The sequence below is a fragment of the Dendronalium phyllosphericum CENA369 genome, assembly GCF_016056275.1.
Taxonomy (GTDB): Bacteria; Cyanobacteriota; Cyanobacteriia; order Cyanobacteriales; family Nostocaceae; genus Dendronalium; species Dendronalium phyllosphericum.
In genome coordinates this window covers 1-12596 of the sequence record NZ_JAECZA010000026.1, presented here as the reverse complement: position 1 = coordinate 12596, position 12596 = coordinate 1, and the positions used below count along the sequence as shown (strand labels likewise).

General features: G+C 40.7%; 7 protein-coding genes. 5 read left to right on the top strand and 2 right to left on the bottom strand.

The features are described from left to right. Positions 1-2: 2 nt before the first annotated feature. The 4 genes from pgmB to I8752_RS09055 all read left to right on the top strand — a co-directional run bounded on the left by pgmB (position 3) and on the right by I8752_RS09055 (position 9709). Positions 3-3002: a beta-phosphoglucomutase gene (gene pgmB, locus I8752_RS09070; protein WP_214431983.1), complete on the top strand. Its 3000-nt coding sequence runs from the start codon at positions 3-5 to the stop codon at positions 3000-3002. 435 nt (positions 3003-3437) lie between these two features. Next, entirely contained in the window at positions 3438-5081 is a 1644-nt protein-coding gene (locus tag I8752_RS09065) for a peroxidase family protein (RefSeq protein WP_214431982.1), read from the top strand. Between the two features lie 79 nt (positions 5082-5160). Next, positions 5161-6360, top strand: a complete 1200-nt coding sequence (locus I8752_RS09060; protein ID WP_214431981.1) for a catalase family protein — start codon at positions 5161-5163, stop codon at positions 6358-6360. A 589-nt stretch (positions 6361-6949) separates the two neighbouring features. Next, positions 6950-9709: a CHASE2 domain-containing protein gene (locus I8752_RS09055; protein WP_214431980.1), complete on the top strand. Its 2760-nt coding sequence runs from the start codon at positions 6950-6952 to the stop codon at positions 9707-9709. Positions 9710-9734: 25 nt separating this feature from the next. Here I8752_RS09055 and I8752_RS09050 read toward each other — a convergent pair whose 3' ends face one another. Further along, entirely contained in the window at positions 9735-9953 is a 219-nt protein-coding gene (locus I8752_RS09050) for a hypothetical protein (protein WP_214431979.1), read from the bottom strand. Between the two features lie 427 nt (positions 9954-10380). Here I8752_RS09050 and I8752_RS09045 point away from each other — a divergent pair, with 427 nt between their 5' ends. Next, positions 10381-10863, top strand: a complete 483-nt coding sequence (locus I8752_RS09045) for a CYTH domain-containing protein (protein WP_214431978.1) — start codon at positions 10381-10383, stop codon at positions 10861-10863. A gap of 105 nt (positions 10864-10968) precedes the next feature. Here I8752_RS09045 and I8752_RS09040 read toward each other — a convergent pair whose 3' ends face one another. After that, complete coding sequence (locus I8752_RS09040; protein WP_214432010.1) at positions 10969-12531, bottom strand: AAA-like domain-containing protein; 1563 nt, start codon at positions 12529-12531, stop codon at positions 10969-10971. Positions 12532-12596: the final 65 nt, after the last annotated feature.

Sequence of the window (12596 nt, the reverse complement as noted above, 5' to 3'; positions counted from 1 at the left end):
ATATGGATACAAAAAGTCTGGCTCGCTCTTTTATTTATACAGACTGGATATTAACTGAAACCCAGTTTGAACCTGACAAGTTGCACTCCAGAGAAACTGTCTTCACAATCGGCAACGGTTATTTGGGAACGCGAGGCAGTTTTGAGGAAGGCTATGTACGTGCATTGCCAGCTACTTTTATCCACGGTGTTTACAATGATGTTCCGGTAGTATACACAGAACTAGTCAATTGCCCTGACTGGTTACCATTGGTAGTAATTGTGAATGGCGATCGCTTTCGTCTCGACCGAGGTGAGATATTGCGCTACGAACGACAGCTTGATTTGCGTTATGGTATTCTCAGTCGTTCTATACGTTGGCGCAGTCCAAGCGGACACACTATAGATATGCAATTTGAACGCTTTGCCAGTCTAGCCGACGAGCATATATTAGGGCAACGCTGGCAATTAACGCCTCTAGATTTTGATGGCTTGATTGAAATTGAGGCTAGTATTAACGGCTATCCCGAAAATCAAGGTTTCAATCACTGGGAAAATATCGACCAAGGCAAAACCGAGCATGGCATCTGGTTGCACAGCCGCACGCGCAATTCCTTAATCGACCTCGCGATCGGGGCTAAAATGACAATATGGGGAACTGAAGCGTCTGTGCAAGTCAATAATGCACCCGGCTATCCTACCTTAAGCTCAACTTTCCTAGCAACAGCGCAACAGACAGTGATAGTCGAGAAATTCGTCACCGTTTATACCTCACGCGAGATTGATACACCAGTCACGGCAGCTTTAGAAAAACTCGCGCACCTGCAAGACTACACAGTATTGCTCAACGGCCACAAACAGGCATGGGAGCGAGTTTGGCAGCAAAGTGATATTTTAATTGAGGGGGATACTACAGCTGCTTTTGCTGTGCGCTACAACCTTTTCCAGCTGTTGATAGCTGCCCCGTGGCATGATGACAAAGTGAGTATTCCCGCAAAAACCCTTTCAGGCTTTGGTTATCGCGGTCATATTTTTTGGGATACAGAAATTTTTCTTCTGCCCTTTTTTATTTTTACCCAACCCAAAGTAGCCCGTAACTTACTCAGTTATCGCTACCACACCTTAAATGGAGCTAGACGTAAAGCAGCTCATTCCGGATATCAAGGAGCAATGTATGCTTGGGAAAGTGCTGTTACAGGCGATGAGGTAACGCCACGTTGGTCGCTTCCAAATGATTTTTATGGTGAAGATGTGCGGATTTGGTGTCGCGATCGCGAAATTCACATTAGTGCAGATATCGCCTACGCTATTTGGTATTACTGGCAAGCGACTGGCGACGACGAGTGGATGCAAGACTGTGGCGCAGAGATAATTTTTGACACCGCCATTTTCTGGAGTAGCCGAATTGAGTACAATTCTCCAAGCGATCGCTATGAAATTCGCGGGATAATAGGAGCAGATGAATACCATGAATTCGTACACAACAATACCTTCACCAACCGGATAGTGCAATGGCACTTAGAAAAAGCACTGATAGTCTATGATTGGTTGCGTCAAACCCTGCCAGAACGAGTTCAAGAACTAGAACAAAAACTGCAACTCACTCCCCAAGTGCGATCGCGCTGGCAAGATATCATCGCTAAAATGTGGATTCCTTACGACCCCTCCACAGGATTAATCGAGCAATTTGAGGAATTTTTCCAATTAGAAGATATCAACTTGAACAATTATGAACCACGCCAAAAATCGATGCAAGCTATCCTGAGCATCGAAGGAGCCAATAAGCGGCAGGTACTCAAACAGCCAGATGTATTAATGCTACTTTATTTAATGCGGGCATCAGCAGAGTTTCCCTACAACCAGAAAACATTACAAGCAAATTGGGACTACTATGCACCTCGCACTGACATTACCTATGGTTCCTCCCTGGGCCCGGCAATTCATGCGATTTTAGCCGCAGATTTAGGCAACTTAAACGAAGCCTACCAACGGTTTATGCAAGCCGCAATGGTGGATCTAGAAGATAGCCGAGATAACACCAAAGACGGAATTCATGGGGCTAGTGCTGGTGGCGTGTGGCTGGCTGTAGTTTTTGGGTTCGGGGGTATCCAATTAACAGAACATAGCCCTGTTGCCAACCCCCACCTACCCGCCAACTGGACGCGCTTGAAGTTTAAGTTGCACTGGCGCAATCAATGGCACGAGTTCGATTTGCATCAGACGCTAGCGACTGAAGACAAGGGAAACAAGGAGAAAGAGGACACGAGGATGGGAGAACAAAAGGACAATAAAGACAAGGAAACAAGCACAATTAATGCTCAATCCCCAAGCGAAACGAGCCACAACCCCGATATTCGGGGAGTTATATTCGATTTGGATGGTGTTTTGACAGATACAGCAGAATATCACTATCTCGGTTGGCAGAAGTTAGCAGATGAAGAAGGTATACCTTTTAATCGGGTAGCTAACGAAGCATTGCGGGGAGTATCTCGTCGCGCTTCGCTGATGCTGATTCTGGGGAACAGGAAGTATTCAGAAGCACAAATCCAGGAAATGATGGCTCGTAAAAACCGCTATTATATAGAACTTCTCAAAAATATTACCCAAAATGATTTGTTACCTGGAGCGATCGCACTTTTGGATGAATTACGCCAAGCTGGGATCAAAACAGCCATCGGATCGGCGAGTAAAAACGCTCGCCAAGTTGTAGACCGATTGGGCATTGCTGATAAAGTAGATGCGATCTCAGATGGTTATAGCGTAGATAAACCCAAACCAGCACCCGATCTATTTCTTTACGCAGCCAACCAGCTAGGAATCAAACCAGCACAATCTGTTGTAGTCGAAGATGCAGCCGCAGGTATTGAAGCAGCTTTAGCAGCCAAGATGTGGGCGGTAGGACTCGGCCCGGTTGAGCGAGTCGGAGCAGCTCATGTTGTTCTGCCTAGCCTAGCAGGCATCAAGTGGGCAGACCTCCAAGCAAAATTAAACGATGCTGCCAATAAGAAAATAGACATCTGGTGATAATTAATTCTACGTTGCCCGAAATCCTTAGTAGGGGCGTACCGCTAAAGCGGAACCCGCAGGGTACGGTCGTACTCTACGAGAACGCTCTTGAGAACGCCCTTACATCATTTCACCAGATGTCTAATAGTTGATTGATGACTAATATCGTGTTCGGTGAAAGACTTATCATTAAGACTGACACTGAGAGAAGTCGGAGCGCCGACTTCCGGCGATCTGAACTTCGGGAGACGCGGGGACGCGGAGAATTTTTTTGATAAGTAATTAGCCCGACATGATATGAGGGTTAACTTTTTTGACTCAAGAGATATCCTCCTAGAAAAGGGAGGTAAAATCTTGTTCTTAATCCGAGCGATTTTTTAGGAAAATTTATTTTTCTTCAAAAAATTAGCTAGATAGAATACAGAACTTGAAGCAAAAAAGGTAAAAACAGTTATGGCTTCAAAAAGAGATACATCAAAAGATGGATTGAGAAATAAGCTTGAAACTTTCGCTTTAACTAAATTTAAACCAGTTTGGAATTTTATTCAAAGTAATCCAGGTCTAGCCAAAATAGTTAACAAAACTCTGATAAACAATGCTGTTTATAAAGTTCCTACTCGGCCTTATCCGTTTAGTACAATGTCTCCCTATACTTCTTGGGAATCGTTAAGCGATCGCAGCTATTCTGGACTCCATTTACCACCTCTTGATTGGAAACCCTTAACTAATACTAACTATATAGGAATTAACTTAACCCCAGCGGAAAAGTTTGAAAACAACCTGCCTCCTGTTGAAAATTTAGCAATTCTGTATCAGAAACCAGGAGAAACTAAATATTCACCTAAATCTACTTTACTTTTTCCCTACTTTGTTCAATGGTTTACTGATAGTTTTTTGCGAACAGACCGCCACGAACCACGCAAAAATAATTCTAACCATCAAATCGATTTATCTAGTGTCTATGGTTTAAATCAAAAAATTACTCATCTGCTGAGAGCATATCAAGGAGGCAAGCTCAAAAGTCAAATTCTGAATGGGGAAGAATATCCACCGTTTTACTATGACGAAAACGGACAACCCAAGAAAGAATTTGAAGGAATGCTTCATGTTTACACTGATGAGTTTCTTCCCAAAGCAGATACTTTTCCGCCAGAAAAGAGACAAAAATTATTTGCGATGGGGTTAGAAATAGAACGAGCAAATGTGCAAATTGGCTATGTGATGTTGAATATTCTTACCTTAAGAGAACATAATCGCGTATGCGACCTCTTGGCTAAGAATTATCCGACTTGGGATGATGAAAGGCTTTACCACACAGCCAGAAATATTGTCATGGTCGAGCTACTAAAAATTGTACTAGAAGAATATATTAACCACATTACTCCTTATAACTTCAAATTCTTTACCGATCCCCTCGCATTTACCAATGAAAAATGGTATCGCCAAAACTGGATGTCGGTAGAGTTTACTTTAGTTTATCGTTGGCATAGTATGTTGCCCGATACTATAAATTATGATGGTCGGCAAGTTCCCGTACAAGATACTATGTGGAACAGTGACATGATTATTAATAAGGGTTTGGGAGCATTATTTGAGGAGACTTGTTCGCAACCCGCAGCAGAATTAAGTTTATTTAATACGTCTAATTTTTTGATACCAACAGAGTTAGCTAGTATTCGTTTAGGTCGCGCAGCCAAAGTCAGAAGCTATAACGACTATCGTGAGATGTGTAAGTATCCACGGGTAACTGATTTTAACCAAATTAGTAGTAATGAGAGAGTTCAAGCAGAACTCAAGCGATTGTATAACCATGTAGATAATATTGAGTTTTATGTTGGACTTTATGCAGAAGATTTGCGACCAAATTCTGCTTTACCCCCATTAGTAGGACGGCTAATAGGAATTGATGCCTTTTCTCAAGCTCTCACTAATCCTCTGTTAGCCGAACATATTTTCAATCCCGAAACATTTTCACCCGTGGGTTGGGAAGAAATTCATAATACCAAGACTCTCTCAGATTTGCTGCATCGCAACATTCCTCAAAGCAAAAATTATCGAGTTTCATTCTATAACCAGAATTGGCAACCAGTTTCATAAATCAATAACCAACTAAAAAGTAATTCGTAATTAAATATTTTAATTACGAATTACGAATTATAAATTACCCCAAGTCGCTATGAGCAAAAAATTATTTACAGAATATCCCGAACAGGATGAACGTCAATACTACGATCGCTTGGTTACACTTGCCAAGGAGCGTATGGATAATCTCTTTAAAAATACAGAACAGGCACTGCGAGATACCCATGCCAAAACTCACGGTAGTGTGAAAGCAACACTCGATATCTTCGACATTGATGAGCAGGCAATTAAAAGCGAATTAAGCAAACGCGCTTCCTTGACTGCTGCACAACTCAATGCCATTTCCATTAAGCAAGGCTTGCTTGCAAAACCCAAACAATATCCTGTTTGGCTGCGATTTGCCAATGGACGTACCAAAGTAGAAAATGATTATGTCTCAGACACGCGCTCAATGGCAGTGAAAGTAATCGGCGTGGAAGGGGAACGGCTAGCCCAAAGCCATGAGTCGAAAACTCAAGATATTATTACCCAAAACGCAGAGATATTTTTTATCAAAACCATCCGCGACTACTACGGCTTTTTTAGTGCTGTCGTGGAATCAGAAAAAGCAGCGCTCAAGTGGTTACTCCTACATCCTTTGCAGTTTTTGGCGTTAAATAAAATTACGGCACCCACTCCCAAAAGTTTGCTGACCGAACGATATTGGAGTGGTTCCGCCTCTGCTTTCGGTCTCAACCCCGATTTTGAGGCCTCGCAAACTGGTGTGGTTCCAGTTGAATATCCGGCGGTGGTTAAATATGCCTTTACTCCGGTTTCGCCGCAAGCGCCACACAATACAATTCCTTTCCAGTCTAGACCAGAAATTCCGAAATTTCCCTTTAGCGATCGCGCTAAAACCCTTGGTCTAGATAGCAATCAACCAGACAATTACTATCGACAAGAATTAATTCAATCTCTGGCCAAACCTGATGCACAGTACTCTTGGGATTTTGGTATTCAATTTCAAACCAATCCAAATATGTCTATAGATGATGCCACAATTGTCTGGCAAGAAAGCGAATCACCTTTTTTTACAGTCGGTCGTCTCACTGTTAAACATCAGTTTATTGATTCGGAAAAACAATTCAATTTTGCTGAAAATCTGCAATTTTTCCCCTGGAACGGTCTAGCCGTTCATCGTCCAGTTGGCGCGCTCAATCGGATACGCAGTTTAGTTTATCCAATTGTCGCTGGCTATCGCCATAGTAAGCCAGATCGAGCCTACCAAGAGCCTACGGGTAATGAAACTTTTTAAGCTAGACAGCAGATGCGTACTCTTTCGGAGTACGCTGCATTCACAATAACTAATGTAAGTAATTATGTTTACATAACTGAAAAGTGCTGATTGCTGAGTCAAAAACAGGGGGTAGGGTGTTGGGTGTAGTGAAGACGGCATTGGTAAGGGTTCAAGCCCCAACCCATGCAATTGCCTTAAAAGCTTAGTATTGTATGCCAAGGGTGGTTGAGGCTATCTCTTCCCCTACACCCCACACCCCATACCCTGCACCCCGCCCCAACGGGGCTTGGTCAGGAGTTAGTTATTTATTTTCTTTTTCCCAGGCTTGGCCTTTCCCCTGTACCCTTTCTAGGCAAAGGTTTCACCTTTTCAAGCCTGTGATTCAGCTTGAATGCCCATTAGCTTAGAAGTCGGTCATGGTTTCCTCACTTTTGCTTTCCAAATAACAAAAATTAATTTACTTAAGCGAAAATGTACTAATAAACACACTTGTTTTGTGAAAATCTCTGCAATGTGCGGTATTATAATTATTCTATTCTTATGTAAATAAGTATTTTTATCCATTATTACTAAGTACAGCTATTTAAATTTATTCTTAGGTTCCGAGATGATCCAATATAGATATCAAGTTGGCGGTAGTCTAACCATTGATGCTCCTAGCTATGTAGAGCGACAGGCTGACGCGCAACTATATGAAGCGCTCAAAGCTGGTGAATTTTGTTATGTCCTCAACTCCCGGCAAATGGGTAAGTCTTCGCTGCTAGTCAGAACTCGGCATCGTCTCCAACAAGAAGGGTTTATATGTACTACTGTCGATATGACTAATATTGGCTGTGAAAATATTACGCCACAACAATGGTACAAGGGCGTAGTGGGGGAGTTATGGTTAGGTCTAAAATTGTTGGGTAAGTTAAATCTGAAAGCTTGGTGGCAAGAGCAAGATGATATTCCTTTACCCCAGAGATTAATTAGGTTTATTTCGGAAGTGTTACTGGTTCAACTTCCTAGTAAAAGAATTTTTATCTTCATTGATGAAGTTGATAGTATTAAAAGTTTAGATTTTGCTGTTGATGACTTTTTTGCCGTACTGCGGTTTTGCTATAACCACAGAGCAATCGATCCAGAATATAACCGCATTACGTTTGTGATTTTGGGTGTGACAACACCATCAGAGTTAATTAGAGATCCTAATCGCACTCCATTTAATATTGGGAAAGCAATAGAATTACATGGTTTTAGCTTAAAAGAAGTTCAGCCATTGGCTAAAGGATTAACATTTCAAGAAAATAATACTCAGGCAATCCTCAAAGAAATTTTAGCATGGACGGGAGGACAGCCGTTTCTGACGCAAAAACTTTGTCAGTTGATAGTAAATTCTAGTCAAGATACAGTCAGTGGAAAACTAACAATTCCCCCTGGCACAGAGGCATTTTGGATAGAAAGTCTTGTGAATTCTCGCATTATCCAAAAATGGGAATCTCAAGATGAGCCGGAGCATTTGCGGACAATTCGCGATCGCCTCTTGAGTAACGGGCAAATTGCAGGGCGCATACTGGGAATATATCAGCAGATTCTCGCTTTGGAAGATGTCCCAACTGATGATTCTCAAGAACAAATGGAACTGCTGCTGTCAGGTTTAGTAATCAAACAGCAAGGATATTTAAAAGTCAAAAATCGGATTTATCAAGCAGTATTTAGCTCAGAATGGGTTGTCAAGCAAATGGGAAAACTGCGTCCTTACGCGCAATATTTCAGTGCTTGGATAATTTCTCAAGAACAAGACGAATCACAACTTTTAACGGGAACAGCGTTACAGGCAGCACTAACTTGGTCAAAAAATCAAAGACTCAGTGACTCAGATTATCGATTTTTAGCTGCTAGTCAGGAGCTTGCAAAACGCAAAATTGAACGCGATTTAGCCATAGAAAAACAGGCAAGACAAATCGAACGCGAAAAAGCAGAATTTGCTATTTTAGCTGCCAAACAAGCAAATAAAATCTTGGCAGACGCACGTAAAAGTGCTAAACGTAACGCTCAAAAACTGCGTTTGGGCAAACATTGGATTGGAAGCATTGCCACAGGAGTTACCAGTTTAGCTATTCTATTGCGTTTTACTGGACTACTACAGAGTATGGAGTGGACGATGTTAGATGGCTTTTTTCAGGCTCGTCCGCCAGCAAAAATTGACCCTCGCATTACAATTATCACGATTGACGAGCCAGACATTCAAAAAATTGGTCAGTATCCACTCTCAGATCGGATTTTAGCTCGAACTATTCAGGTTTTAAAAAGTTATAAACCCAGAGCAATTGGGCTAGATTTATATCGGGATGTGCCTGTAGAACCTGGTTATCAAGAATTAGTCAAACAGTTTAAAACTACTCCTAATTTGATTGGTATTGAAAAGGTAGCAGGAAGTCAAATTGCCCCGCCGCCAGTTTTAGCCCAACAAGATCAAGTGGGTCTTGCCGATCAGGTTTTAGATGGAGATGGAAAACTACGCCGTGCCTTGCTTTCAGTGCGACAGCCAAACGGTGAATTAACTCTCAATCTCGGCTTGCGACTGGCGCTACGCTATCTAGAAGCTGCTAAGATTAACCCCAAATCTTTGCCCAACAATCCCGATCGCATCCTGTTGAGCAAAGCAGTATTTGTTCCCTTTCAACCTAATGATGGCGGCTATGTCCAAGCAGATACAGGCGGCTATCAAATTTTGCTCAACTATCATGGTACTCAACAGCAATTTCAGACCTTCTCAATCGCAAATTTGTTAGCCAATCGAATACCCCCAGAAAAGTTACGCGATCGCATTGTTTTCATTGGTTCAATTGCTGAAAGCGTTAACGATATGTTTCAAACACCCTACAGCAGCCAAATTTTTGGCCCTCCCAAACAAATGGCTGGTGTGACAATCCATGCAAATATTACCAGCCAGATTTTAAGTGCAGCTCTAGAAGGACGACCAACACTACAGGTTTGGCCTGAAGTAGTTGAATGGTTGTGGATTTTTCTCTGGTCTGGAGTGGGAGCCGCTTTAAGTTGGCAGTTCAAGTCGCCTAAAGCAATTATCACAGCGATCGCAAGTGCTGGGGGGGGATTGCTCGGAATTGCCTACTTGGCCTTTTTACAAGGTTGGTGGATTCCTATTGTCCCTTCCGCGATCGGACTTGTAGTTGCGGCGATGACTCTACCAATTATTACTCATAAATATTCCGAAAAAATTCAACTTTGTCAAACAGTAGAGATATTAATTGCTATTAGCAAAAAACAACCGGCAGCCGCACAAATAGCTCTTGAATATCTCAAGCAAGCAGAAACCCAAGAAAATCTGACTTTAATTGAACAGATTGCATCTAACTCTCATTAATTCAAAGTGGAATCAGCTTTTATAATTAAGAACACTTAAATCTACTGCGAGAACCTGCACCCGAACTATCTTTTGGTTCTCCTTGCCCTGGAGGGTTAAAATCCTTATCAAAAACTACCCATTCAGGTAAAGTAACGCTTTGAATTTTGATTTCAGACTTAGCTGGAGTAGCAAAACTCAGGTTTAGTAAAAACTCTAGGATTGAACAAAGCGCGAACAGTCTTAAAAGAAAACTTGCTTTCATTATTCCTAAGAAAGAATCTGTTTAAACGTGCCATGAGCTTCTCTTAACTAAGAAATAACTTCCGCAATATAAAAGTATAAAAATATACTTTTATATTGCGTTGTATATTTTTGACGATTTTTAAAAAGTCAATTAGTTTTAACGAAACTTCATTTACACAGCTTTAAACTTAAATTTACTTAATTAGTTTAATAGAAAGTAGGAAAAGTAGATGATTAAAAAGTAAGAAAAGTAGGAAAAGTGGGAAAAATCTGATAAATCTAAAGTTAGATTGCTAAATATAATAAAAAGTTAAACAATAATGCAGAATTATAAAGCATTAACAATCTTGTAGTGAGTATGTGCATTTTATAAAACTCATAAAACTGGTTATTTGTCAATACATAGAGAGATCGTTAGGAAACTCAAGAACTAAAAACAACCACAAATGGCAAAAGAAATAGAGCGTAAATTTTTAGTCAAAGGAGACGGCTGGAGAAAACTTGCAAAAGGTAGCGTGTATCGTCAGGGATACATTAATACACAAAAAGAAGCTACTGTACGTATCCGCATAGTAGATGAGCAGGGTTACTTAACGATTAAAGGGCCAAGTATTAAATATTCTAGAGCCGAGTTTGAGTACCCTATACCTATTGAAGATGCTCAAGAGATGTTGAATACATTGTGCGATCGCCCTTTCATAGAAAAAATTAGATATAGAGTAGAGTGGGGTGGTTTAATTTGGGAAATAGACGAGTTCGATGGTGTCAACAAAGGATTGATATTAGCAGAAGTCGAACTTACCGATGAAAAACAATCCATTGAACTGCCAGACTGGATTGATAAAGAAGTTTCTGAAAATCCCAAGTATTTCAACAGCAATTTAGTGAAAAATCCTTTTTCACAATGGCAAAGCGATCCTAATTCGTAATTCGTAGTTCGTAATTCGTAATTTTTAATATTTGGATATCCAAAAAGAACTGCACCCAATTCTTGCATCTAATACGAATATCCGATTTCTGCTTCCCCTGCTCCCTCATCTCCCCCTACTGACCTGTTCGCCGTTCTTAATTTTGTCTTGATGCTTTGTTTGGGTACAATTTACTTGTGCTTCTAAGACACGAATCTTGTTTAAAAGCGATACTCCCCACACTAGAGAAATTATTAATTTAATAGTCATACCTAAGAGTAGCAGTGTGACTATTCTAGTTGCTTTTCTCTGTTGAGCCTGCCTTTTTTGTTGTTCTTGTAGTCGTGCTTCAACTTCTTTGGCTCGTTCTGCCTCCAATGCCTGTTGTACTTCTTTTCGATCTAATTCTTCACTAGCAGCTAAAAAGCGATAATCTAAGTTGCTTAAGCTTTTGCCGTGCGTCCAAGTTTGAGCATCAATTAAAGCTTGTCCGCGCAATAGACGAGATTTATCCTCTTGTTTTGAGGCTATCCATGCATTGAAAGTTTGGGAGTAAGGACGTAAGTAAGCTAGTTGATTTTCTACCCATTCGAGGTTAAAAACTTCTTGATAAATCGAGTTTTTAACTTTGAGAAGACCCTGTTTTTTGCATACTAGCCCAGACAGCAAAAGTTCTGCCTGTTCTTGAGAATCATCGTATGATACTTCAAAGCCTTGGAGGATTTGCTGATAAACTCCTAGCAATCTTCCAGCATATTGTTCGTTTCTCAAGATGCGATCGCGAACTGTCCTTAAATGCTCAGGTTCGTCTTGTGATTCCCATTTATCTATTATCTGCGATCGCACCACATTTTCTATCCAAAAAGTTTCTGTACCAGGGAGAACTTTTAGCTTTTTACTCACATCATCTTCAGCTAAACTTACAATCAATCGGCACAGTTTTTGCGTCAGAAAAGGTTGCCCTTCTGTCCAAGCTAATACCTCTTTAAGAACTCTTTGGGGATTGATGCCATTTATTTCCAATCCGTGCGCAAGTGGCTGGGCTTCCTGAAAATTAAAGCCATTTATTTCTATGGATTTTCCAATATTAAACGGCGTAGTTTGATTTTGATATTGAATTAAATCTCTTGGTGTTGCAACCCCAAAAATTGCAAATGTAATTCGATTATATTCTGGATCTATAGCTCGTTGATTGTAGCAATATCGAATCAAACTAAAAAAGTCATCAACAGAAAAACCAAGGTTTTTGATACTATCAATTTCATCTATAAAAATGAAAAGTCTTTCGTTAGGATAGTGAACTAATAGTATTTCTGAAATAAACCGACTGAGTTTTTGCAGTAAAGAAATATCGCTTTGTTCCTGCCACCAAGCTTTTAAATTAACTTTTCCTAACAACTTAAACCCTAACCATAAGTCACCCAAGACACCTTTGTACCACTGTTCTACAGAAATGTTTTCACTACCGATATTAGTCATATCAATAGTGGCACATCTAAAGCCTTCTTGTTGCAAGCGATGCATAGTTTTTACTAACAGTGAAGATTTGCCCATTTGCCTGCAACTAAGGACATAGCAAAATTCTCCCTCCTTCAAGGCTTCGTAAAGTTCCAAATCTGCCTGACGTTCAACATAGCTAGGAGCATCACTAGTTAGCGTGCCACCAACTTGATATCGATAATTTTTCATTTGTTTGGAAATTATAAGTACAAGGCAGAGGGGCAGAGGTGCAGGGTGTGGGGTGTGGGGGATGA

What these genes read in the sequence shown, in the direction of transcription:
- pgmB (WP_214431983.1), top strand. Translation starts at nt 3, where the DNA reads ATGGATACAAAAAGTCTGGCTCGCTCTTTTATTTATACAGACTGGATA.
- I8752_RS09065 (WP_214431982.1), top strand. Translation starts at nt 3,438, where the DNA reads ATGGCTTCAAAAAGAGATACATCAAAAGATGGATTGAGAAATAAGCTT.
- I8752_RS09060 (WP_214431981.1), top strand. Translation starts at nt 5,161, where the DNA reads ATGAGCAAAAAATTATTTACAGAATATCCCGAACAGGATGAACGTCAA.
- I8752_RS09055 (WP_214431980.1), top strand. Translation starts at nt 6,950, where the DNA reads ATGATCCAATATAGATATCAAGTTGGCGGTAGTCTAACCATTGATGCT.
- I8752_RS09050 (WP_214431979.1), bottom strand. Translation starts at nt 9,953, where the DNA reads ATGAAAGCAAGTTTTCTTTTAAGACTGTTCGCGCTTTGTTCAATCCTA.
- I8752_RS09045 (WP_214431978.1), top strand. Translation starts at nt 10,381, where the DNA reads ATGGCAAAAGAAATAGAGCGTAAATTTTTAGTCAAAGGAGACGGCTGG.
- I8752_RS09040 (WP_214432010.1), bottom strand. Translation starts at nt 12,531, where the DNA reads ATGAAAAATTATCGATATCAAGTTGGTGGCACGCTAACTAGTGATGCT.